The sequence below is a fragment of the Mesorhizobium sp. M0715 genome (genome assembly GCF_040320355.1).
GTDB lineage: Bacteria > Pseudomonadota > Alphaproteobacteria > Rhizobiales > Rhizobiaceae > Mesorhizobium.
This window is the reverse complement of record NZ_JAMYPL010000003.1, coordinates 72,725-94,165: the sequence shown is the minus strand read 5'-3', so window position 1 is coordinate 94,165 and position 21,441 is coordinate 72,725. Positions and strand designations below refer to the sequence as shown.

The window sequence follows — 21,441 nt, the reverse complement described above, 5'->3', positions numbered from 1 at the left end:
ATTAAGGCTGCGCCGAGACTGTCCCTACTCCCCTACTCCCCTACTCCCCTACTATCTTACCACCCTCACCACCGTCCGATCCGACAGCAGTGGCAGCAGTCGCGCCATCGTACGAGCCGTGACAGCCACACAGCCTTGCGTCGGCGTGAAGCCGGGGCGCGCCAGATGGAAGAAGATGGCGCTGCCGCGCCCGCGCCGGCGCGGCGACAGGTTCCAGTCGAGCACAAGACAGGCGTCGTAGAGCCGGTCGTCGCGCCGCATGCGTTCGTGGCTGGCGCCATAGGGTATCTTGACGGGCCTGTTGTAGTTGCGGTCGTCAGGCACTTCGCACCAGCCCAGATCGGGCCCGATCGGCGTCATCGCCAGACGGGTCCTGCGGGCGCTGGAGAACTGATCTCCCCGGAAATACCCCGACAGTATCCGCATCGCGGCCAGCGGCGTGGCGCCATCGCCTTCGCGCTTGCCGGCCGAGATGCCACCGCGCCCCAACGCACAGGCAAACACCGTTTTCCCGGCCTGCAGCAGGCCCTGGCTTGGATGCCCAGGCTTGGCCCGCACGGTCAGCACACGCAGCCCTTTTCGCAAAATTGCGCCGGCTGCATTGCGATCGTGTTTTTTCTTGTATGATCGTGCCACGGAACAAATCACTGTGAACGGCTGTTGCGCCGGTCAGCTTCCGCATAAACAGGCAGCGGTCAACTGAATTTTCTTTTCAAAACAACGGATTGATCCATGACTTCACGCACCATACTGATCGTCGACGACGATGACGACCTGCGCGGCACACTGGTCGAGCAATTATCCCTTTACGAGGAATTCGACGTGCTGCAGGAATCGACTGCGGCAAAAGGTGTCGCCGCAGCGCGCGGCGGCCTCATCGATCTGCTCATCATGGACGTCGGGCTGCCCGACATGGATGGCCGCGAAGCGGTGAAGATCCTGCGCAAGGGCGGCTACAAGGCGCCCATCATCATGCTGACCGGCCACGACACCGATTCGGATACGATTCTTGGGCTCGAGGCCGGCGCCAACGACTATGTGACGAAGCCGTTCCGCTTTGCCGTGCTGCTGGCGCGCATTCGGGCGCAGCTGCGCCAGCACGAGCAGAGCGAGGACGCCACCTTCTCGGTCGGGCCCTATACTTTCAAGCCCAGCCAGAAACTGCTGCTTGACCCGCGCGGCGGCAAGGTGCGGCTGACGGAGAAGGAAGCCTCGATCATCAAATATCTCTATCGCGCCGACCAGAAGGTGGTGACGCGCGACGTGCTGCTCGAGGAAGTATGGGGCTACAATTCCGGTGTCACCACGCACACGCTGGAAACCCATGTCTACCGGCTGCGCCAGAAGATCGAGCGCGATCCTTCCAATGCGGAAATTCTTGTGACAGAAAGCGGCGGCTACAAGCTGGTTCCTTAAACATTTCATTATCCAATGAGCGGTCGGGCGGGGCCGCTTTCGGGTACGATCCAGTTGGAGGGTGGTTTGGATCGAACTCGCAGAGGAGGAGTCGGACTGTCGGTTCGGGGACATAGCTAGATGGCGCTGGATGACGACATCCGCGTCCTGTCCGCCGTGAGGCTCTTCGAGGGCTTCACGCAGGAACAATTGCGCCTGCTCGCCTTTGGCGCCGAGAACACCAGGCTGATTGCCAACCACAAGCTTTATCGCGAGGACGACGAGGCCGATTCCGCCTATATCGTCGTCAGTGGGCGCATCGTGCTCTACCGGGAGCAGGGTGGTGAACGCATCCCGATTGGCACGGCAGGCCCCGGCACGATCCTGAGCGAACTGGCGTTGATCGCCGACACCAACCGGTTGACCAGCGCCTCGGCCGAGATCGATTCCGAAGTGATGCGGCTCAGCCGCAAGATGTTCCGCCGCATCCTGGAGGAATATCCCGAGATCGCGGTCAAGCTCCACCAGCGCATCTCGGAGGAATTTCAGGCGATGATCCGCCGCATCGAGGAACTGGCGCCGCGCTTCTCTGGCTGAAGGCTGCCCGCCTGCGAAGCTGTTGTGTCGCGGCCAAAGGCGGAAGCGCGGCAGCGCTTTTCAACGACATTGGCCGCGATGACCTGATCGTGGCGCACTGCGGCCGGAGCGGGAATCGCCAAGGTTCGTTCATCCGGACGCCCGGATCCAGGGGCAAGGGTCCGTTGACAGGCATGAGGTGAAATCCTAAAGCACCTCGAAGGCGGCCGGCACAGCAGGCGCCATCACCACCAGGCTCCTGGGGGGAGCGAGCCATGCCATCAGGGCGGTACGAGACGATTATCTTGTATTCCCGCAATGACGCGTTCGGCGACGGATTAATCCGGATTCCGGCTTTGCGCGCCGCCAGAACGGCATTCCCCGATAGTTTCATCGTCTACGGAACCACCCGGTCGTCGTCCCTTGAACATAGCCTCAATCGCCATGCCGGCCATTTGGTCGATGCGATCAATGTGCGGACGCCCCTGGCGCGCCTGATCGCCGGTCACCGCAACGGCAAGGGGCGATTGGCCGTGGTCGATTTCCGCATCTCGGCGCGTTGGCTGCTTCAAGCCTCGGCATCACTGCTCGGCCGCGGCATCGCCTATGAGGCAAACTTTCCGGCTTTCGCCCTTTCCTGGCGCCTGGGCCAAAGGCCTGAAGCACGACCCGGGCACAATGCCTGGCGCTACCACCGCCTCATCGAACGCCTTGCCGGCAAGCGGCTGCCTTTCGATCATCGGCTGGAGCCTGGCCCGGCCGCGCGAGCGGCGGCCAGGGACCTTGCGGACGGCAAGCATGCTCCGTTGATCATTATCGCGGCGCACGGCAGCGCCAGCAAGCGCATGTCGGCGGATCAGGTTGCCGCGATCGCCGACGGCCTGATCGCCGACGGGGCGGACCTTCTCTATGTGAAAACTCCCGGCGATGGTCCCGATATGGCTGAACTGGCTCAGCGCGTACCGAAGCTGCGGCTTGTCGATTCCGCCGCGATCGAGGGTGTCGATATCGGTGACATCTTGCTGGCGCTCGGCGAGTTTGCCGATCTTTACATCGGCGCCGAAGGCGGTACCGCACATCTCATGGCAACCGTGATGACGCCGATGGTTATCCTCAGTGGCGGCGCCAACATGGCCCGTTGGAGGCCGCTTTCGAACTGCGTGGACGTGATCGAATCCCGTCTTGCAAGCCCGACCGGCCTGGTCGCCAATGTGCCTGCGTCGACAATCATCGAAGCGGCGCAACGGATGCTGGCGACGCGCCGCCGCGACCATCCCCATCTGCGGATCTCGCAGGCCTGTCAGTCCAGCAATTTCGCGATAACGACATGCATGAGGACTTGAAGCGCGCCGTTTGAACTTGAATTCATTTGGCGCGCTTCGAAGCGCGTTGAGATTCAGGTCGGCCATTTGCAGGCCAGCCTCACCTGAACATCGACGCCATGGTACAATGGGTTCGGTGGGGCGAAGCGCTGCAACCAGGGTGACCACCGGCACAATGCAGGCGGAGTTCTCGGCGGCAGATCTGGCGGCTGTCGTACTTTGGTTCCAGTGGAGTTCCTCTCAGTCCTCAATGAGAATAGCAATGCCAGAGAACAACGCGCTGAACACAAAGCATGGCGGCGAATGGATAATAGCCTGGCGCTTGGTCGTACTGGCGGCGACGGCGATTAATTTTGCGATGCTCTTAGCCGCGCTGTTCATCGCGCAAATTCGTGGCCTGGACGCTTGGATCTTTTATCGAGATCCATCTGCAGCCGCCGAAGTCGGCTTCTATACGGGGTGGATTTCGTCCCTGGGTGCTTCGCTATGGATCGGCACCGGCGCTGCGGCCCTGTTTGCTGGCCTGCTCACGCATCGATGGGATTGCACGTTTCTCGGCGGCCTTACCCTGTTCTTGGGCCTCGATGACCTGTTGTTGATCCATGAGGACGTGCTGCCCATTGTAGGGATACAGGAGATCGTTCCGATGATTGTCTACGCCGCCGCCGGGTTGTTCTGGTTCTTTCGGCTGCGACGAAAGACATTCGACGGCACGATCGTCTTTGTGGCCGCAGGCTTCCTGCTCGCGATGTCAGCATCGATTGACCAGCTCGGAGAGCTGTTTCCTACCCCTGGTTCTGCGGCCGCCATCGCCGAAGACGTCGTCAAAGAGCTTGGCATCTTCCTTTGGGCGGCAGGTGCCGTTGGGTACGCGGCGATGGTGACACGATTGGGCCGTCCGTGGGTGGATCCAGCCGACTCCACCTCTACCGACTGACTGCCGCAGGCCCCGCATCTTCGAGCAGGCTAGTCCAGATCGAACCGCGCGATCACAGGCACATGGTCCGACGGGCGCTCCCAGCCGCGCGCCGGACGCAGGATTTCGTAGCCGGAAAAGCTGGGCACCAGGTTTGGCGACGACCAGACGTGGTCGAGACGGCGGCCGCGATTGGACAGCTCCCAATCCTGCGCGCGATAGCTCCACCAGGTGTAGAGCTTCTGCTCATGCGGCACGTTGAGCCGCATCAGGTCGACCCAGTCGCCGGCGCGGCGCATCGCCTCGAAATTTTCCGTCTCGATCGGCGTGTGGCTGACCACGTTGAGCAATTGCTTGTGCGACCAGACGTCATGCTCGAGCGGGGCGATGTTGAGGTCGCCGACCAGCACCGAGCCGGACACCTCGTCATGTTCTGCCCGGATGGCATTCATCTCGGCAACGAAATCGAGCTTGTGCTTGAACTTCCTGTTGATGACGGGATCCGGTTCGTCGCCGCCCGCCGGAACGTAGAAATTGTGGAGCAGGATCGCCTTGCCGCCGGCCCGCACCGTGACCGAGAGGTGCCGGCTGTCCTCTATCTCGCAAAAGCGTCGCTTTTCGACCACTTCGATCGGCCGCCGCGCCACGGTTGCTACGCCGTGGTAGCCCTTCTGGCCATGGAAGGCGATGTGTTCGTAGCCGAGCTTGCGGAAAGCCTTTTCGGGAAACAGGTCGTCGGGAACCTTGGTTTCCTGCAGGCACAGCACGTCGGGCGCATGCTCGACGAGCAGGCGCTCGACGATCGGCATGCGCAGGCGAACGGAGTTGATGTTCCAGGTGGCGACGGAAAAGGGCATTGGCAATCCAGGACAGCGTGCAGCCGACCAGAACCGATGGGTTCCGGCGGGGAAGACGCCTTTTGACGGAGTCAGTCCGGGAAATTGCCAGCCGCGGGCCGCAAAGACAAGCCGGGCAACGCCCGACGAGGCGCGGCCCGGTGCTTTCCACAGCTATAACAACTGGGTTAGCGCGCCTTGTTGGTGTTGAGCTCGCGGTTCGCCGTGTAGTCGATGGCGAAAGTATCCGGCGCGAAGCTGACGCCTTCCTTGGTGTTGAAGATCATCACCGTCGTATCCTTGCCCTGCGCGTCGGTGATCGTCCACTGCCGCAAATCGAAGGTTTTCGGATCGAACATCATGGTGATCTTCGAATTGCCGAATACGGATTTGTCGGCGAGCTGGATGGTGGTGAGGTCATCCTCCTGCTTGACGCTTTTGACGCGGTCGCCGGAGAGGTCGATCCTGGTGTCGAGCAGCAGCTTCAGAGGCGTCTTCGACAACGGATAGAGATCGGACGTGTTGAGCCTCTTGTTCAGGATGACCACCGACTGGCCGTCTGAAATCACCCGGAAATTCGAAGAGCCGTCATAGTTGAAGCGGATCTTGCCTGGCCGTTCAAGGAAGAACTTGCCGCCGGTCTGCTCGCCCTTGGGGCCGAACTGCACGAATTCGCCGCTCATTGATTTGACCGATGAAAAGTGGTCGGCGATCTTCTGCGCAGCGGTCGGCACAGCCGCCTGCGCCGAAGCCAGCACCTGGAAGCCGGGCACCGCGTTGAAGGCTGCCGCCCCCGCAAACGCCAGGCCGAGGCCCAGCAACTGACGCCGGGATGGAGCAAATGTGCTGAGCGCTGAAAGATCGTTTTTCATGTCGGTCACTCTCATCTGATTCCTGAGTTGTTCTGTGCTTGGACCCCCAGTTAGGCTGAAATTTGGCGGGTCAGGCGTCCCTTGGTCGCTTCAACGCCTTGAAAGGTTCAAGGTTGCCGGACCGGGATGTCACAAGGGTCAGCCTTTCTGGTCAGAACTTGTCCTCTTCGGTCGGCACCAGGATCTCGCGCTTGCCGGCATGGTTGGCCGGGCCGACGATACCTTCCTTTTCCATCTTCTCGATGATCGAGGCGGCGCGGTTGTAGCCGATGCCCAGCCGGCGCTGGATATAGCTGGTCGAGGCCTTGCCATCGCGCAGCACCACGGAGACCGCCTGATCGTAAGGATCGTCGGAATCCTCGAAATTGCTGTTGCCGCCACCGGACCCACCCTTGCCCGACGGCTCGTCGTCGTCCTCGCCGTCATCCTCGGTGATGGCGTCGAGATATTCCGGCACGCCCTGCAGCTTCAGGTGCGCGACGATCTTCTCGACCTCTTCATCGGCGACGAACGGGCCGTGCACGCGCTGGATACGACCGCCGCCGGCCATGTAGAGCATGTCGCCCATGCCGAGCAGCTGCTCGGCGCCCTGCTCACCCAGAATGGTGCGGCTGTCGATCTTGGACGTCACCTGGAAGGAGATGCGGGTCGGGAAATTGGCCTTGATGGTGCCGGTGATGACGTCGACCGACGGCCGCTGCGTCGCCATGATGACATGGATGCCGGCGGCGCGCGCCATCTGCGCCAGGCGCTGCACGGCACCTTCGATGTCCTTGCCGGCGACCATCATCAGGTCGGCCATCTCATCGATGATGACGACGATATACGGCATCGGCTCGAGATCGAGGTTCTCGGTCTCGTAGATCGCCTCGCCGGTCTGGCGGTCGAAGCCGGTCTGCACGGTGCGTGAGATCTTCTCGCCCTTCTTGTCCGCCTGGCTGACGCGGGCGTTGAAGCCGTCGATGTTGCGCACGCCGACCTTGGACATCTTGCGGTAGCGGTCCTCCATCTCGCGCACGGTCCATTTCAGCGCCACCACGGCCTTTTTCGGATCGGTGACGACGGGCGTGAGCAGATGCGGGATGCCGTCATAGACCGAGAGTTCCAGCATTTTCGGATCGATCATGATCAGCCGGCAGTCCTGCGGCGTCAGCCGGTAGAGCAGCGACAGGATCATGGTGTTGATGGCGACCGACTTGCCCGAGCCGGTGGTGCCGGCGACAAGCACGTGCGGCATCTTGGCAATGTCGACGATGACCGCCTCGCCATTGATGGTCTTGCCCAGCGCCAGCGCCAGCTTGGCCTTCGTCGTCTCGAAGTCACGGCTGGCCAGGATCTCTCTGAGATAGACGGTTTCGCGCTTGGCGTTCGGCAGTTCGATGCCGATGGCGTTGCGGCCTGGCACCACCGCGACGCGGCAGGCGATGGCGCTCATTGAGCGCGCGATGTCGTCGGACAGGCCGATGACGCGTGACGATTTGATGCCGGGCGCCGGTTCGAGCTCATAGAGCGTGACCACCGGGCCAGGACGGACGGCGATGATCTCGCCCTTGACGCCGAAGTCCTCCAGCACGCCTTCGAGCAGGCGGGCGTTCTGTTCCAGCGCGTCCTTGGACAGGCTGGCGTCGCGCACCACGTTCTTCGGTTCGGAGAGGAAGTGTAGCGACGGCATTTCGAATTTTTCCGAGCCGATCAGCGATGTCTGCGCCTCGCGCTGCACACGGGCGCCGGGCACGGGGCGCGCCGCCGGTGCCTCGACGCGGGTGGCTGCGTCGGAGCGGAACGGCTGTACCTTGGCGGTCGACGCGCCGCGGCGTTGCACGACAGGTTCATCGTCGAAATCGGCATCCTCGCCCGCATTGTCGAAGCGGTCGTCGAAGATATCGGCATCGTCGGGGTCGAGCGAGGCGCTGCGGTCATTGACCATGGCGGCGAAGAATTCGGGTTCGACGCGGGCGCGGCCATCCTGGCTCATCCGCTGCTCGGCAAACTCCGCCGATTCGACCCGTTCGGCGGCGCGCCGCCAGGCTGTGGAGCGCTGCTCCATCTCCGGCTCGTACTCGTCCCGCTCCTGCCTGCGGCGCAAGGCACGGCGGTGCATCCACGCGCGCAGCGACAGCCACCAATGGGTGATTGCGCCGAGCGCCAGGATACCCTCGTCGCCTTCGTCCTCGTCATTGTCGAACAAAAGGTCGTCCTCGCGCGGATCGGCGGCGGGCTCGTCCTCCATGACGGCGAAGCCGTTCTTGCGTCCGATCAGCGCCGAGCCATGGGCAAAGAGCCACAGCGCGGGAGCGGACAGCAGGATGGCGATGATGCTGGCGATCAGCCCGGTCGGATAGCCGCCGATGACGACGCCGGGGATCTTCAGCACCATGTCGCCAAACACACCGCCGAGGCCCGTGGGCAGCGGCCAGGTCTTGGGCGGCACAACGCAGCCGACCATCGCCGCGGCCAGCAGCGCGAAGCCGAACCAGGTCAGCCCGCGCTTGGGCAGCCTGTCGACACCGCGCGCGGAAAACAGCAGGAAGCCCCAGATGACCGTCGGAACCAGGGCCGCGACGGCGGCGAGGCCGAAGAACTGCATGGCCAGGTCGGAGAACACGGCACCCGCATAGCCCATGGCATTGGTGACGGTGTTGTTCGTCGCGTGGGAAAAACTCGGATCGGCGACATTCCAGGTGGCAAGGCTGGCAACGCCAAAGGCGGCCAGCGCGAACAGGCCGACGCCGACCAGCCGCCCGACCTGACGCCGTGCGAACGCCTGGATGCCGTGCCCCGTATCGGTCAGCGCGAGCGGTGCTGAAGCCCCTGAACGCATGCTCTTCCCCGTCTGTCGTGGACTCGCCGGGTGCGTGGCGCATTCCGGCAGATTCGGGTCTCAGACTATCGGTGGGAAGGTTAAGGGCGCATTAACTATAAGAGGTTGAGATGATCAAACCTCTTACCGCCGGTTGAGCCGCTCGAGGCAATGATGGACGACGGGCCGATGGAGCTTCCATCGAACGACACAATGGCGGGCTGGCAGCCCGCCATTGGTCGTCTGGAACAAAGATCGGGTCTCGGCCCGATCGCGGCAAATCAGTTGGCGCCGCCGAGCGCCTGCACATTGGCGCAGAATTCCGCATGCGGCTTGCTCATCGCCGCATCCTGGCATTCCTTCTTCATCGCTTCCTGCTTTTCCATCGGCATGGCCATGAAGGCTGTCTTGAAATCCGCCATCGGCTTCATGGTTTTCATGCCGGAGTCCGTGAAGAACGGCGCCATGTTGTCGGGCTCATCCAGAGCACCGGCAAAAGCCACGCCGCCGATCATGGAAAGAGCAAGCGCTCCGAGGCAGATGTTCTTGAGGTTCATGAGATGGTTTCCTTCCCTGTTGTTGGCACGAGCGTCAGAACGACGATCGCCTCCACTGTTCGGAACCAGAGCGGTCGTTGTTTCCTCAAAAAACCTGATCACCCGAACGTGATTGCGTGAAGCCGGGCATTGCCGGAACGGCTTGCCAAAAAAAGAGGCCCGGACATGATCCGGGCCTCAATGCGTGAACTCCTTTCGGGAGCGTCACGACGGGATGGGAGAATGCGGGGCGGCCGAGGCCGCCTCGCACAGGGCTTACGAGTGATAGGCCGCTTCGCCATGCGAGGTGAGGTCGAGGCCTTCGCGCTCTGCGTCGGCTGTCGGACGCAGGCCGATGATCAGGTCGACGATCTTGTAGAGGATGGCGCTGCCGATACCCGACCACAACAGGGTCACCAGGACACCCTTGGCCTGCGCCAGGAGTTGTGTGGCCGTGCCGGCATAGCCGGCAGCAAAGTCGGCCGTCGAATAGTCGACAATGCCGGCGCCACCGAGGGCAGGATTGACCAGGATGCCTGTGCCGAGCGCGCCGATGATGCCGCCGATGCAGTGGACGCCGAAGACATCAAGGCTGTCGTCGTAGTCGAACGCGTTCTTCACCACCGAGACGAAGAAGTAGCAGACGAAGGTCGCGACGATGCCGAGCACGATGGCGCCCATCGGGCCGGCAAAGCCGGCAGCAGGCGTGACGGCGACGAGGCCGGTCACCGCACCCGAAACAGCACCAAGCATGGAGGCTTTGCCGCGCAGCAGCGATTCAAGCACGATCCAGGTGACCGCCGCCGCCGCCGTGGCGACGAAGGTATTGATCATGGCCAGCACCGCATAGGCGTTCGCTTCAAGGTTCGAACCGGCGTTGAAGCCAAACCAGCCGACCCACAGCAGCGAAGCACCGACCATGGTCAGCGTCATCGAGTGCGGCGCCATGAGATCCTTCTTGTAGCCGCTGCGCTTGCCGATCATGAGCGCGCCGACGAGGCCGGCAATGCCCGCATTGATGTGAACGACCGTGCCGCCGGCGAAGTCGATAGCGCCGAAGCTGAAGATGAGGCCCGTCGGATCGCTATAAGCGCTCGGGCCGCCCCAGAACCAGACCATATGAGCGATCGGGAAGTAGATGAAAGTGACCCACAGGATGACGAAAAGGATCAAAGCGGAGAATTTGACGCGTTCGGCGAAGGCGCCGACGATCAGGGCCGGCGTGATGCAGGCGAAGGTCATCTGGAAGACGACGAACACCAGTTCAGGAATGGCGACACCCTTGGTGAAGGTCTCCGACAGGGTCGTCACATCGACGCCGGAGAGAAACATCTTGGAAAGGCCGCCGACGAAGGCGTTGCCCGGGGTGAAGGCGAGGCTGTAGCCGTAGAAAACCCAGATGATCATGACCACGCTGGTGATGGTGAAGACCTGCATCAGCACCGACAGCATGTTCTTGCTGCGAACCAGGCCGCCGTAGAAAAGCGCAAGACCGGGAACCGTCATCAACAGCACCAGAACGGTGGAAACCATCATCCACGTGGTGTCGCCCTTGTCGACGGTGAAAGCTGGCGCTGCTGCGGCCGCGGCGGGAGCCGCTTCCTGCGCGAATGCGGCGACCGTGCCCAATGCTCCGAGCGCGAACGAGCCGAGCAGCGCGGAGCGCGCCGCTGACTTCAAGGTGGAAGGAATATTCATTGAACTCTCCATTGGAATACGTGATCGCCGCTCAGAGCGCGTCGGTGTCTGTTTCGCCGGTGCGGATGCGCACCGCCTGATCGATGCCGAAAACGAAGATCTTGCCGTCGCCGATCTGGCCGGTCTTGGCGGCTGCGGTGATGGCTTCGACGGCCTTGTCGACCATGTCGGCACTGACCGCGACTTCGATCTTGATCTTCGGCAGGAAGCTGACCGCGTATTCCGCCCCGCGATAGATCTCCGTATGCCCTTTCTGACGCCCGTAGCCTTTGACTTCGGTGACGGTCAGGCCCTGGATGCCGACGGCGGTAAGCGCTTCGCGTACCTCGTCGAGCTTGAACGGCTTGATGATTGCCATCACAATTTTCATAAGGTTTCACCCTTCGCTGTTGCGGTCCCCCGCGTTTGCACACCTTCACCGATCCTAAAAAGCCGGAGAGTGCCCACGAGGATTCAAGCTCCGTGCCAAGTGCGGAAGCAGTGTGTTAACCCATTGTAAACAAAGAGATTGAGGAGCGTTCCGACGCAACCTGTTGATAGCTGCGGCGATGCATCTGCTTAAAAATTGGGCAAATTTTGAAAAATGCCTACTCTGCAGGCGGTCGCTTGAGCCGGATCAGCCCTTCCTGCGCAACCGAGGCGATCAGCGTGCCGTCGCGGGCAAATAGCGACCCGCGTGTAAAGCCGCGCGACCCCTGTGTCGACGGGCTGTCCTGCGTATAGAGCATCCAGTCGTCGAGCGCATGGCTGCGATGAAACCACATGGCGTGGTCGAGGCTCGCCGCCTGGATATCGCGATCGAAAATGGCGCGGCCATGCGCGAAGGTCGATGTGTCGAGCAGCGTCATGTCGGAGAGATAGGCGAGCACCGCCGCCTGGATGGCGCGGTCCGCCGGCACCGGACCGGTGGTGCGGATCCAGATATTCTGCTTCGGCTCCAGCTTTTCGCGGCTGGTGTAATGCTTCAGCATCACCGGTTTCATCTCGATCGGCCGGTCGCGCTCCCAGTAGCGTTTGATGCCATCGGGCACCGCCTCGCCGAATTTGCCCAGCAATTCGCGTTGCGACAGCAATGTGTCCGGCCCCGGAACGTCCTGCGGCATCGGCACCTGGTGCTCGAGACCGACCTCGTCCTGCTGGAACGAGGCTTCGAGCGAAAAGATCGCCTGGCCGTGCTGGACCGCCACCACGCGCCGCGTGGTGAAGGAGCCGCCGTCGCGAATACGGTCGACCTCGTAGACGATCGGCACCTTGGTGTCGCCGGGCCGCATGAAATAGCCGTGCAGCGAATGCACGTACCGATCGGGATCCACTGTCCGCTGCGCCGCCACGAGCGCCTGGGCGATGGTCTGGCCGCCGAACACGCGCTGCCAGTCGAGCAACGGGCTGCGACCACGATACAGATTGTGTTCCAGCTTCTCGAGGTCGAGAATGCCGAGAAGCTCGTCCATGGCTGCCGTCATATTTCGCGCCCTCGTCGTAGAAGTGTTATGGCGGTTTCCGACAGGACGGACAGGCAGTCAAGGGTGCAGGGCCCGGCGGCGCGCAGGAGCGAAGATGATGGAACGCAAGGCGGACACGAAAACCGGGGCAAACGCGAAAACAAGATCTGGGCTCGATGTCCTGGTCGCCGGCGCCGGCTATGTCGGCCTGGCCGCCGCCGTATCGCTGAAGCAGGCGCGACCGGGTCTAGCCATCGCTCTCGTCGATGCCGCACCTGCCGGCGCCTGGCAAAGGGATGGCCGCGCCTCGGCCATTGCCGCCGCCGCCTGCCGCATGCTCGACCAGCTCGGCGTGTGGGCCGAGATCGTGCCCCAGGCGCAGGCGATCACCGAGATGATTATCACCGATTCGCGCACCGCCGATCCGGTGCGTCCGGTCTTCCTGACCTTCGACGGCGAAGTGGCGCCGGGCGAGCCTTTTGCGCATATGGTCGCCAACAGGGTGCTGAACGGCGCCTTGCGGGCCAGTGCCGAAAAACTCGGGATCGACATCATCGAAGGCGTCGCCGTGCAGGGGTTCGAGACCAACGGCGCCGGTATCACCGTGCATCTCGCCGACGGCGCTACGCTGAAGGCCCGGCTGCTGGTCGCCGCCGACGGCGTCAACTCGAAGCTGCGCGACATGGCCGGCATCAAGACGGTGAAGTGGGAATATGGCCAGTCCGGCATCGTCTGCACGGTGGCGCATGAACGCCCGCACAATGGTCGCGCCGAAGAGCATTTCCTGCCGGCTGGCCCCTTCGCCACATTGCCGCTCAAGCCCGGCGAGGACGGCACCAACCGCTCGTCGATCGTCTGGGTCGAACCTACGCCCGACGCCGAGAAGCTGGTGGCCGGTGACGATCTCCTCTTCGAACACGAACTCGAACAGCGCTTTGGCCTGAAGCTTGGCGAGATCCGCGCCGCCGACAAGCCGCGCGCCTGGCCGCTCGGCTTGACCATTGCGCGTGCCTTCGTCGCACCCCGCATCGCGCTCGCCGGCGATGCCGCCCACGGCATCCACCCGATCGCCGGCCAGGGCCTCAATCTCGGCTTCAAGGATGTCGCAGCCCTTGCCGAGGTGATCGTCGAGGCCGACCGGCTCGGCCAGGATATCGGAGCGCTCGACGTGCTCGAGCGCTACCAGCAGTGGCGCCGCTTCGACACGGTGCAGATGGGTGTCACCACCGACGCGCTGAACCGGCTGTTTTCCAACGATATCGGCCCGCTGCGCACCGTCCGCGACATCGGCCTCGGCCTCGTCGAACGCATGCCGCGCCTGAAGGAATTCTTCATCCGCCAGGCGTCGGGACTGTCCGCCGGCACGCCAAGACTGTTGAAGGGCGAGGCGATTTGACCCGCCGCCAGCATCCCCAACGTCGTCATCCTTGAGCGTAGCGACGCGAAGCGGAGCGAAGACCCAAGGATCCATGCCGCGACCTTGGCTGAAGAATGCAGCGGAGCAGAATTCTGCACCGTGGTGACGCGTTTGAGTCGCGGCATGGATCCCGGGGTCTGCGCCGCGTCGCTTCGCTCCTTGCTCCGCCCCAGGATGACGAAAGCGATGGGCGTTTCCGCCAATCGCCAAGGTATGCGATCAATTGACCTCAAAACCCAGCTTTTGCCGCAGCCGCAATATCCTCTGGTCGGATATTTCGAGGCGTTTCTCGCCGCCCTGGGCGGCGCGGTTGACCATCTGCAGCAGATCGTTTCGCTCGGCGACATCCAGACGCTCGCGCAGGAACGGCGCCAGCTTGTCGATGACGATTGTGGTGTCGTCGATCTGTGACGCCGCCCATTTGGCGTAGACCACCGCTTCGTCCGTTTTCTTCTTGTCGGCGATCTCGGAAATCACCGCGCGGATGACGGCCTCGCGCTGCGGCAGGATGGGCCCATCCTCGGAGACGATTGACGTGATCAGCGTAGCCGCCGCTACGACCGGATCATCGATCGCCGTCAGCGGCGACAGCGCCGCCTGCTTGCGCAGCTTCTTGCGGCGGATGTTGCCCTGTACGCGCCCGACAACGTCCGCAACCTCACGAGCCGCGTCGTTCATTGCCTTCATCCGATACCACCAGAACGCCGCCGCGCCCATCACGCCAAGGATAGCAATCAGGAAAGGCATGTCGAAATCCCCAAGAACCCCGGCGACGATAGGAGAACTCTCGCCTTGCTTCAACACGCAAAAGTTGCGCACGAAATGAACCAGGACGATAGTTCAGTCGAATGTCTTGGTTTCCGCGTGGCTGTAGCACATGGCGGGGGCTATGACCCCGGCACATCGTAGATCGCCCGCACCTCGATGGTGCCTATTTCGGCCAGCGGGATCTCGCCAGCGATCTCCAGCGCCTGGTCGAGATTGTCCGCCTCGATCATGACGAAGCCGAGCAACTGCTCCTTGGTTTCGGCGAACGGGCCGTCGGTGATCAGCCGCTTGCCCTGGCGTCGCTGCAGCGTCTTCGACGTCTTCACCGATTGGAGCGCCTGTGCGACGATCAGCATCCCACGCCGATCCAATGACCGGTCGTGAGCCATGGAATCGGCATCGAGCTTGGCCAGACGCTCCGGCGTCATGGCATGGAGGTCTTTTTCCTCGCCATAGACCAGACAGACATATCTCATTTCCAGCTCCCTTGCTGTGACCAACCATAGGCGATCACGATATCGGTTGAGTCCTTGCCGGCAGCAACATGATCGAGAAGGCTGATCGCAATGCCGATAATGGCAACTGCCGCAAGCAGCCGGCCGAAGCCGGAGGGCGGCACATGCAGCGGGTCGCGTTCCCCTAGATCAGCCCTTCGGCCGGTGCTTGTCCAATGAGCAGAAAACAGATTGTTCATCCGAACCTCCATCCGCCACGAGAATCCGTGGTCGCCCGCAGGACGGTCGGGGCCGATGCAAGTCGACATTTTTCCACGCACATTCTTTCAAAAAAGATTCGGCGCGGTCCGCCGGCGCTGCATGCGCGCACAAACAGCGCGGTGGCCTTCCCTCGCGCCCGCGCTATAGTTGGGAGGAACGCCGCCTGGCCGGCGCCACCGCTGTAACAAGGAGGAATTCATGGACCGCACCGCAAACGCCATCTGGAAAGGCGATCTGAAAGGGGGCACAGGCACGCTCGACACCCAGAGCGGGACCCTGAAAGGCACGCCCTATTCGTTCAAGGCACGCTTCGAGGACGAAAGCGGCAAATCCGGCACCAATCCGGAAGAACTGATCGCCGCCGCGCACGCCGGCTGCTTTGCCATGCAGTTTTCGCATTTCCTGGCCGAGAACGGCACCCCCGCCGCCGAACTCGACACCAAGGCCGTGGTGACGCTGGTTCCCGGCACGGGGATCACCGGGAGCGCACTCACCGTGGTCGGCAAGGTGCCCGGCATCGATGCGGCGAAATTCACGGAGCTGGCCGAGAAGGCCAAGGCCGGATGCCCGGTCTCGAAGGCGCTCGGCGCCATAAACCTATCGCTTGATGCCAGGCTCGGCTGAAAACGCTGCATCCAGTGTGAAGACCCGGCGCGAACGCCCAGGCGCGCGCCGGGACCTATGCTCCCAGCGCGTCCAGCCGGGCGCGAAGTGCGGCGACTTCCTGCTCCAGTGCGTTTAGCCGGGCCTCCAGGTCGGAAGCAGGCAGGGCCGATGCACTCCGCTGCGCTGAAAGTGCTGCAACGTCCACCGGGCCGCTCAGCAGATGCACGTAGCGGTCCTCGCGCTGGCCCGGTCCTCGCGGGATTTCCTGGATGAGTGGCGGCCGACGACCGATCAGCATATCGAGCTCGGCGCGCAGATCTTCGATCGACGAAAACCGTGCCATGCGCTCAGTGCGCGCCGACAATTCATGGGCCGTCTGCGGCCCGCGCAGCAACAGCAGGCCGATCAAAGCGGTCTGCGGCGTGGTCAGCGAGAAGCGCTGCGCCATCTGGTGCTCGTAGCGCTCGACACGCGAACCGAACATCTGCCGCACCAGACCCTTTTGTTCCAGCAGCTTCAGCCCCCGGTGCACCTCGGCCTGTTCCAGCGCCATCACCGGCTCGCGCGCCGTCTTCTGGTTTGCGGCGGCCAGTGCTGAATTCAGCGTCAGCGGATAGACATCCGGCGTCAGCTCCTTCTTCTCGATCAGGCAGCCGAGCACACGGGCTTCTACCGGGGAAAGGATGGGAAGGTCATCGCTCATTGGATTTGCTTTCGCCGGCAACCGACCAACCGCCTAAACCCTTCTCTCCACCATCATCTTCTTGATCTCGGCGATCGCCTTGGCCGGGTTGAGGCCCTTGGGGCAGGTCTGCGCGCAGTTCATGATGGTGTGGCAGCGATAGAGCCGGAACGGGTCTTCGAGGTTGTCGAGCCGCTCACCGGTGGCCTCGTCGCGGCTATCGATCAGCCAGCGATAGGCCTGCAGAAGCGTTGCCGGGCCGAGATAGCGGTCGCCGTTCCACCAATAGCTCGGGCACGAGGTCGAGCAGCAGGCGCACAAAATGCACTCGTAGAGCCCGTCGAGCTTCTCGCGGTCCTCATGGCTTTGCAGCCACTCCTTGGCCGGCTCCGGCGATACCGTCTTCAGCCAGGGCTGGATCGAGGCGTGCTGGGCGTAGAAGTTGGTGAGATCGGGCACCAGGTCTTTGACCACCTGCATATGCGGCAGCGGGTAGACTTTTACCGCGCCGGAAATGTCGTCGCAGCCCTTGGTGCAGGCGAGCGTGTTGGAACCGTCGATGTTCATGGCGCAGGAGCCGCAAATGCCTTCGCGGCAGGAACGCCGCAAGGTCAGCGTCGGGTCGATCTTGTTCTTGATCCACAGCAGCGCGTCGAGCACCATTGGACCGCAATCGTCCATGTCGACGAAATAGGTGTCGATGCGCGGGTTCTCGTCATCGTCCGGCGACCAGCGGTAGATGCGGTATTCCCGCAGATTGGTGGCGCCCTCCGGCTTCGGCCAGGTCTTCCCCGGCTTGATCTGCGAATTCTTGGGGAGCGTGAGTTCAACCATGTTCGATCCTCAATACACTCTGGCCTTGGGCGCGATCTTGGCGAGGCTGATGCCGCCGTCCTTTTCAGCCAGCTGCGGCTCGGTGTGCACCGGCCGGTAGGAGAGTGCCACCTTGCCGTCTTCGCTCAGCCTGGCCAACGTATGCTTGCGCCAGACCGCGTCGTCGCGCGCCGAAAAGTCCTCGCGTGCGTGCGCGCCACGGCTCTCCTTGCGCGCCTCGGCGCTGTAGACCGTGGTGATGGCATTGGCCATCAGGTTTTCCAGCTCCAGCGTCTCGACCAGATCGGAGTTCCAGATCATCGAGCGGTCGGACACTTTGATGTCCTTCAACTCGCCCCAGATCTGCGAAATGCGCTTGCAGCCGTTTTCGAGGGACTCCTGCGTGCGGAATACGGCCGCGTCTTCCTGCATCGCCTTCTGCATCTTTTCACGCAAGCTGGCCGTCGGCGTCGAGCCATTGGCGTGGCGCAGCCGGTCGAAGCGGTCCATGATCTTTTCGACCGAGGCTTCGTTGGGCGAAGGGATCGCCGACTTGCGGTCGATGACCTGGCCGGCGCGGATCGCGGCCGCGCGGCCGAACACCACAAGATCGATCAGCGAATTCGAACCGAGCCGATTGGCACCATGCACGGAGGCGCAGCCGGCTTCGCCGACAGCCATCAACCCGGGCGACACCTGGTCTGGATTGAGTGCCGTCGGATTGAGCACCTCGCCCCAGTAATTGGTCGGCACGCCGCCCATATTGTAGTGGACCGTGGGAAGCACCGGGATCGGCTCCTTGGTCAGATCGACACCGGCAAAGATCTTGGCCGATTCCGAAATGCCCGGCAGCCGCTCATGCAGGACGGCGGGATCGAGATGGTCGAGATGCAGGAAGATGTGGTCCTTGTTCTTGCCGACGCCGCGACCCTCGCGGATTTCCAGCGTCATGCAGCGCGAGACGACGTCGCGCGAGGCAAGGTCCTTGGCGGACGGCGCATAGCGCTCCATGAAGCGCTCGCCCTCGGAATTGACGAGATAGCCGCCCTCGCCGCGCGCGCCCTCGGTGATCAGGCAGCCGGCGCCATAGATGCCGGTCGGGTGGAATTGCACGAACTCCATGTCCTGCAGCGGAAAGCCGGCACGCGCTGCCATGCCGCCGCCGTCGCCGGTGCAGGTGTGCGCCGAGGTGGCCGAAAAATAGGTGCGGCCATAGCCGCCGGTCGCCAGCACCACCATTTTGGCCGAGAAGCGGTGGATGGTGCCGTCATCCAGATTCCAGGCGAGAACGCCGGTGCAGGTGCCGTCCGGCTCCATGATCAGGTCGAGCGCGAAATACTCGATGAAGAACTGCGCGTTGTTCTTCAGCGACTGGCCGTAAAGCGTGTGCAGGATGGCATGGCCGGTGCGGTCGGCGGCGGCACAGGTGCGCTGCACCGGCGGGCCTTCGCCATAGTTCATCATGTGGCCGCCGAACGGCCGCTGGTAGATCTTGCCCTCTTCGGTGCGCGAAAACGGCACGCCGTAATGTTCGAGTTCGTAGACCGCGGCCGGCGCTTCGCGCACCAGATATTCCATGGCGTCGACATCGCCCAGCCAGTCCGAGCCCTTGACGGTGTCGTACATGTGCCACTGCCAGGAATCGGGACCCATGTTGGACAGCGAGGCGGCAATGCCGCCTTGCGCCGCCACCGTGTGCGAGCGGGTCGGGAACACCTTGCTGATGCAGGCGGTGCGCAGGCCCTGTTCGGCCATGCCGAGCGTGGCGCGCAGGCCGGCGCCGCCGGCGCCAACGACCACCACGTCGAACTTGTGGTCGACATAAGTGTAGCCAGCGCTGTTGGCTTGTTTCGCGTCCTTGGCCAACTCAGCCTCCGAATGCCAGCTTGAGCAGGGCGAAGATTGAGGCGACGCCGACCGCTATGGTGAAAAATGTATTGAGCGCGATCAGCGCCAGCTTCATGCCTTCGCCATGCACGTAATCCTCGATGATCACCTGCATGCCGATCCGCATATGGATGAGCCCGGAGATGAGCACCAGGGCCATCACCAGCGCCACGAACGGGTTGGCAAGAGCTGCCCGCACATGTGCGTAGTCGGCGCCGTTGAGCGCGATCAGGAAGCCGACGAAGAACAGGATCAGCGGGATGTTGGCGATCGCGGTGAGGCGTTGGCGCCAGAAATGCCCGGTGCCTTCGCGGGCGGAGCCGAGGCCGCGGACCCTCGCCAGCGGCGTGCGCATGTCGGTGTTTTTGCCGCTCATGGTCAGGCTCCCCGCGCCATAATGCCGGCGATCCAGATCAGCAGCGTGAGCAGGATCGAGCCGGCCAGCGTCGCCCAGGCGATCTTCGAGGCGGTATGCTTCTCCAGACCCGCGCCGGTGTCCCAGACCAGATGGCGCACGCCACCCAGCATATGGTGCATCAGCGCCCAGGTGTAGCCGAACAGGATGAGCCGGCCGAGCCAGGTGCCGAAGGCCCAATTGGCCCAATCGAACGTCGTCTGCGAGCTTGCCGCCGCCATCAGCCACAGGGCGACCAGCAGCGTGCCGAAATACAGCGCACCACCGGTGATGCGGTGAATGATCGACATCGTCATGGTGATCGGCGGCCGGTACACGGTGAGGTGCGGCGAAATCGGCCGTTCACGTCTGGCAAATTCGCGGGTGGCTGGTGATTTGCTCATGGCTCCCCCAGTTCGGCGTCTCTCTGGAGCCTCAGGTGGAAATGCGGCATTGCCGCTTCCGGTTGCGACTTCGGACAGCCGGTTTCTAATGCTCTTTTTGCACCGCGTCAAAGCCAGAAAACCGTTTCGAAAACGTAATTTAGTCTGACTAAAAGGCCTGCTGGAGCTTCAATCGATTAGGCCGGGAGGCCTGAAGCCGGCTCGATATCGCTGCAGTGCAACATGTCTGGCCCAAGGGCCCAGCGATGTTGAGATTGGCGCTAGCGTTTGCAGGTCTGCGGCGTCGACCCCTTCTTCATCACCAGCGCCTCGCGTCCGTCGATCACGATTGCGTCATGCGTGGCCGTCTGGTAGCGGCTGGTCTGGTTGGCGGGCGACGCCGCAAACTCCTCGGTCGCGCCGTCGGACCCGACCACACGCAACGACGTGCCAAGATTTTGGATGGAAATCATACCGTTGTTGCCGCATCTGTAGGTGGCCGCGCCTATGCCGGATCGCGGCGCGGTAAGGTCGGTGATGATCTTGATTGCAGCTGCCGGAGGCGCCGCGGCTTCGACGGACTGCTGAGCCGGCGCAGGTGAGACGACGACGGTATTGGCCGCCTTCGGCGCGCTGTCCTGTGGCACACAGCCAGCGACGACCCCGAGCAACGGGAAAACGGACACCCAATTCGGCCGGCGTAGCGTCATATGCTGTCCTCCCGCGCGGCAAACCAGCCGCGATGCTTTGCCAAGATCAAGGTCATCCCGACGCCGAGACGGACACCAGCCGCGATGGTGCGGCCGAGCATGGCCGAATGATGGCCAACGGGTTTTCCATCCAGTCGGATATTAACCATGTTTACCGAGACATTGCCGCCAAACGCCCCGGCCTCTTAACAAAGGTTAAGAAAACGTTAATTTCTGATTCGAGGAGGCTTTCCCTCAAGACACGGAGGACGCCATGCGTTCGAATTCGGGCAGATCGCGCCTTGCGGCGCTCATCGTAGCGGCCTCGGTCGTTGGCCTTGCAGCGCCAGCGCTCGCCGGCGCCCGGCATCAGGATCGTGTCTACGCTGATTCCTTCGGCAACCTCGTCGTCGACAGCGCCGCCGGCTACAAGCGCATCATCGTCGGCGAAGGCAGGCTGGCCAAGCAGCTATCCGACTACACCAGCGCCGGCCAGCCCAAGGTGATCTACGAGAACGAAGCCGACGAGATCAGCGGATACAGCGATTGCTACCGGCCGCCGGTGCTGGTGAAGGGCCGCTCCTATATGTACGGTCTCTCCGACGGCGAGATGCCCGAGCTCAGCCCCTGCCGCTAGACCCTTTGTTAGGACGCAATTTCCAAGGGAAAGCGCCATGCGCTTTCCCGGGAAAA

Annotated in this window: 24 protein-coding genes; 7 read left to right on the top strand and 17 right to left on the bottom strand. The window is 62.8% G+C overall.

Annotated elements, in window-relative coordinates:
* Window positions 1–51: 51 nt before the first annotated feature.
* Window positions 52–588, bottom strand: a complete 537-nt coding sequence (locus NKI21_RS04390) for a L,D-transpeptidase family protein (RefSeq protein WP_352442151.1) — start codon at window positions 586–588, stop codon at window positions 52–54.
* Between the two features lie 144 nt (window positions 589–732).
* On the opposite strand from NKI21_RS04390, the gene NKI21_RS04385 reads away from it, so the two are divergent.
* From NKI21_RS04385 to NKI21_RS04370, 4 genes are all read left to right on the top strand, one after another.
* Window positions 733–1,416 carry a response regulator transcription factor gene (locus NKI21_RS04385; RefSeq protein ID WP_013528898.1) on the top strand — a complete coding sequence of 228 codons (684 nt, stop codon included), beginning with the start codon at window positions 733–735 and terminating at the stop codon, window positions 1,414–1,416.
* 120 nt (window positions 1,417–1,536) lie between these two features.
* Window positions 1,537–1,992 carry a cyclic nucleotide-binding domain-containing protein gene (locus NKI21_RS04380; RefSeq protein ID WP_023811239.1) on the top strand — a complete coding sequence of 152 codons (456 nt, stop codon included), beginning with the start codon at window positions 1,537–1,539 and terminating at the stop codon, window positions 1,990–1,992.
* Window positions 1,993–2,246: 254 nt separating this feature from the next.
* A complete protein-coding gene (locus NKI21_RS04375; RefSeq protein WP_352461343.1) occupies window positions 2,247–3,314 on the top strand; it encodes a glycosyltransferase family 9 protein in 1,068 nt (355 codons plus the stop codon).
* A 241-nt stretch (window positions 3,315–3,555) separates the two neighbouring features.
* A complete protein-coding gene (locus NKI21_RS04370; protein ID WP_352442086.1) occupies window positions 3,556–4,230 on the top strand; it encodes a DUF8692 domain-containing protein in 675 nt (224 codons plus the stop codon).
* A gap of 29 nt (window positions 4,231–4,259) precedes the next feature.
* Here the strand turns inward: NKI21_RS04370 and NKI21_RS04365 are convergent, their stop codons facing one another.
* From NKI21_RS04365 to tesB, 7 genes are all read right to left on the bottom strand, one after another.
* Entirely contained in the window at window positions 4,260–5,066 is an 807-nt protein-coding gene (locus NKI21_RS04365) for an exodeoxyribonuclease III (RefSeq protein ID WP_352442085.1), read from the bottom strand.
* Window positions 5,067–5,233: 167 nt separating this feature from the next.
* Window positions 5,234–5,917 carry an outer-membrane lipoprotein carrier protein LolA gene (locus tag NKI21_RS04360; RefSeq protein ID WP_127330241.1) on the bottom strand — a complete coding sequence of 228 codons (684 nt, stop codon included), beginning with the start codon at window positions 5,915–5,917 and terminating at the stop codon, window positions 5,234–5,236.
* Between the two features lie 151 nt (window positions 5,918–6,068).
* Window positions 6,069–8,738 (bottom strand): DNA translocase FtsK, encoded by a 2,670-nt coding sequence (locus tag NKI21_RS04355; protein WP_352864644.1) that lies wholly within the window; start codon window positions 8,736–8,738, stop codon window positions 6,069–6,071.
* Between the two features lie 260 nt (window positions 8,739–8,998).
* Entirely contained in the window at window positions 8,999–9,274 is a 276-nt protein-coding gene (locus NKI21_RS04350) for a hypothetical protein (protein WP_013528891.1), read from the bottom strand.
* A 255-nt stretch (window positions 9,275–9,529) separates the two neighbouring features.
* On the bottom strand, window positions 9,530–10,951 hold the full coding sequence (locus NKI21_RS04345) for an ammonium transporter (RefSeq protein WP_023811246.1): 1,422 nt from the start codon (window positions 10,949–10,951) through the stop codon (window positions 9,530–9,532).
* Between the two features lie 31 nt (window positions 10,952–10,982).
* Window positions 10,983–11,321, bottom strand: coding sequence for a P-II family nitrogen regulator (locus NKI21_RS04340; RefSeq protein ID WP_013528889.1), 339 nt, complete (start codon window positions 11,319–11,321; stop codon window positions 10,983–10,985).
* A gap of 217 nt (window positions 11,322–11,538) precedes the next feature.
* The gene (tesB, locus tag NKI21_RS04335) at window positions 11,539–12,414 is read right to left on the bottom strand and encodes an acyl-CoA thioesterase II (RefSeq protein WP_352442082.1); all 876 of its coding nucleotides are present in this window, start codon (window positions 12,412–12,414) and stop codon (window positions 11,539–11,541) included.
* A gap of 97 nt (window positions 12,415–12,511) precedes the next feature.
* On the opposite strand from tesB, the gene NKI21_RS04330 reads away from it, so the two are divergent.
* Window positions 12,512–13,789, top strand: a complete 1,278-nt coding sequence (locus NKI21_RS04330; protein ID WP_352864899.1) for a ubiquinone biosynthesis hydroxylase — start codon at window positions 12,512–12,514, stop codon at window positions 13,787–13,789.
* Between the two features lie 240 nt (window positions 13,790–14,029).
* Here the strand turns inward: NKI21_RS04330 and NKI21_RS04325 are convergent, their stop codons facing one another.
* The 3 genes from NKI21_RS04325 to NKI21_RS04315 form a co-directional block, all read right to left on the bottom strand.
* The gene (locus NKI21_RS04325; protein ID WP_023811248.1) at window positions 14,030–14,557 is read right to left on the bottom strand and encodes a hypothetical protein; all 528 of its coding nucleotides are present in this window, start codon (window positions 14,555–14,557) and stop codon (window positions 14,030–14,032) included.
* Window positions 14,558–14,697: 140 nt separating this feature from the next.
* Window positions 14,698–15,054, bottom strand: a complete 357-nt coding sequence (locus tag NKI21_RS04320) for a YciI family protein (protein ID WP_352864639.1) — start codon at window positions 15,052–15,054, stop codon at window positions 14,698–14,700.
* Window positions 15,051–15,272: a hypothetical protein gene (locus NKI21_RS04315; protein ID WP_352864636.1), complete on the bottom strand. Its 222-nt coding sequence runs from the start codon at window positions 15,270–15,272 to the stop codon at window positions 15,051–15,053. Before NKI21_RS04315 ends, NKI21_RS04320 begins: the two co-directional genes overlap by 4 nt.
* A 220-nt stretch (window positions 15,273–15,492) precedes the next feature.
* Here NKI21_RS04315 and NKI21_RS04310 point away from each other — a divergent pair, with 220 nt between their 5' ends.
* The gene (locus NKI21_RS04310) at window positions 15,493–15,918 is read left to right on the top strand and encodes an OsmC family protein (protein WP_352864633.1); all 426 of its coding nucleotides are present in this window, start codon (window positions 15,493–15,495) and stop codon (window positions 15,916–15,918) included.
* A gap of 55 nt (window positions 15,919–15,973) precedes the next feature.
* Here the strand turns inward: NKI21_RS04310 and NKI21_RS04305 are convergent, their stop codons facing one another.
* The 6 genes from NKI21_RS04305 to NKI21_RS04280 form a co-directional block, all read right to left on the bottom strand.
* A complete protein-coding gene (locus NKI21_RS04305; protein WP_352442078.1) occupies window positions 15,974–16,603 on the bottom strand; it encodes a YceH family protein in 630 nt (209 codons plus the stop codon).
* A 33-nt stretch (window positions 16,604–16,636) separates the two neighbouring features.
* Window positions 16,637–17,416, bottom strand: a complete 780-nt coding sequence (locus NKI21_RS04300; protein WP_013528877.1) for a succinate dehydrogenase iron-sulfur subunit — start codon at window positions 17,414–17,416, stop codon at window positions 16,637–16,639.
* A gap of 9 nt (window positions 17,417–17,425) precedes the next feature.
* The gene (sdhA, locus tag NKI21_RS04295; protein ID WP_352797766.1) at window positions 17,426–19,261 is read right to left on the bottom strand and encodes a succinate dehydrogenase flavoprotein subunit; all 1,836 of its coding nucleotides are present in this window, start codon (window positions 19,259–19,261) and stop codon (window positions 17,426–17,428) included.
* A 1-nt stretch (window position 19,262) separates the two neighbouring features.
* Entirely contained in the window at window positions 19,263–19,658 is a 396-nt protein-coding gene (gene sdhD, locus NKI21_RS04290) for a succinate dehydrogenase, hydrophobic membrane anchor protein (RefSeq protein ID WP_352797769.1), read from the bottom strand.
* A gap of 2 nt (window positions 19,659–19,660) precedes the next feature.
* Entirely contained in the window at window positions 19,661–20,080 is a 420-nt protein-coding gene (gene sdhC, locus NKI21_RS04285; protein ID WP_352772616.1) for a succinate dehydrogenase, cytochrome b556 subunit, read from the bottom strand.
* 260 nt (window positions 20,081–20,340) lie between these two features.
* On the bottom strand, window positions 20,341–20,769 hold the full coding sequence (locus tag NKI21_RS04280) for a hypothetical protein (RefSeq protein ID WP_352797772.1): 429 nt from the start codon (window positions 20,767–20,769) through the stop codon (window positions 20,341–20,343).
* Between the two features lie 253 nt (window positions 20,770–21,022).
* Here NKI21_RS04280 and NKI21_RS04275 point away from each other — a divergent pair, with 253 nt between their 5' ends.
* A complete protein-coding gene (locus NKI21_RS04275) occupies window positions 21,023–21,385 on the top strand; it encodes a hypothetical protein (RefSeq protein ID WP_352793127.1) in 363 nt (120 codons plus the stop codon).
* The last annotated feature ends 56 nt before the right edge of the window (window positions 21,386–21,441 follow it).

Coding starts and splice junctions, on each gene's coding strand:
- NKI21_RS04385 (WP_013528898.1), top strand. CDS start 733: ATGACTTCACGCACCATACTGATCGTCGACGACGATGACGACCTGCGC.
- NKI21_RS04380 (WP_023811239.1), top strand. CDS start 1,537: ATGGCGCTGGATGACGACATCCGCGTCCTGTCCGCCGTGAGGCTCTTC.
- NKI21_RS04375 (WP_352461343.1), top strand. CDS start 2,247: ATGCCATCAGGGCGGTACGAGACGATTATCTTGTATTCCCGCAATGAC.
- NKI21_RS04370 (WP_352442086.1), top strand. CDS start 3,556: ATGCCAGAGAACAACGCGCTGAACACAAAGCATGGCGGCGAATGGATA.
- NKI21_RS04365 (WP_352442085.1), bottom strand. CDS start 5,066: ATGCCCTTTTCCGTCGCCACCTGGAACATCAACTCCGTTCGCCTGCGC.
- NKI21_RS04360 (WP_127330241.1), bottom strand. CDS start 5,917: ATGAAAAACGATCTTTCAGCGCTCAGCACATTTGCTCCATCCCGGCGT.
- NKI21_RS04355 (WP_352864644.1), bottom strand. CDS start 8,738: ATGCGTTCAGGGGCTTCAGCACCGCTCGCGCTGACCGATACGGGGCAC.
- NKI21_RS04350 (WP_013528891.1), bottom strand. CDS start 9,274: ATGAACCTCAAGAACATCTGCCTCGGAGCGCTTGCTCTTTCCATGATC.
- NKI21_RS04345 (WP_023811246.1), bottom strand. CDS start 10,951: ATGAATATTCCTTCCACCTTGAAGTCAGCGGCGCGCTCCGCGCTGCTC.
- NKI21_RS04340 (WP_013528889.1), bottom strand. CDS start 11,321: ATGAAAATTGTGATGGCAATCATCAAGCCGTTCAAGCTCGACGAGGTA.
- tesB (WP_352442082.1), bottom strand. CDS start 12,414: ATGACGGCAGCCATGGACGAGCTTCTCGGCATTCTCGACCTCGAGAAG.
- NKI21_RS04330 (WP_352864899.1), top strand. CDS start 12,512: ATGGAACGCAAGGCGGACACGAAAACCGGGGCAAACGCGAAAACAAGA.
- NKI21_RS04325 (WP_023811248.1), bottom strand. CDS start 14,557: ATGCCTTTCCTGATTGCTATCCTTGGCGTGATGGGCGCGGCGGCGTTC.
- NKI21_RS04320 (WP_352864639.1), bottom strand. CDS start 15,054: ATGAGATATGTCTGTCTGGTCTATGGCGAGGAAAAAGACCTCCATGCC.
- NKI21_RS04315 (WP_352864636.1), bottom strand. CDS start 15,272: ATGAACAATCTGTTTTCTGCTCATTGGACAAGCACCGGCCGAAGGGCT.
- NKI21_RS04310 (WP_352864633.1), top strand. CDS start 15,493: ATGGACCGCACCGCAAACGCCATCTGGAAAGGCGATCTGAAAGGGGGC.
- NKI21_RS04305 (WP_352442078.1), bottom strand. CDS start 16,603: ATGAGCGATGACCTTCCCATCCTTTCCCCGGTAGAAGCCCGTGTGCTC.
- NKI21_RS04300 (WP_013528877.1), bottom strand. CDS start 17,416: ATGGTTGAACTCACGCTCCCCAAGAATTCGCAGATCAAGCCGGGGAAG.
- sdhD (WP_352797769.1), bottom strand. CDS start 19,658: ATGAGCGGCAAAAACACCGACATGCGCACGCCGCTGGCGAGGGTCCGC.
- sdhC (WP_352772616.1), bottom strand. CDS start 20,080: ATGAGCAAATCACCAGCCACCCGCGAATTTGCCAGACGTGAACGGCCG.
- NKI21_RS04280 (WP_352797772.1), bottom strand. CDS start 20,769: ATGACGCTACGCCGGCCGAATTGGGTGTCCGTTTTCCCGTTGCTCGGG.
- NKI21_RS04275 (WP_352793127.1), top strand. CDS start 21,023: ATGCGTTCGAATTCGGGCAGATCGCGCCTTGCGGCGCTCATCGTAGCG.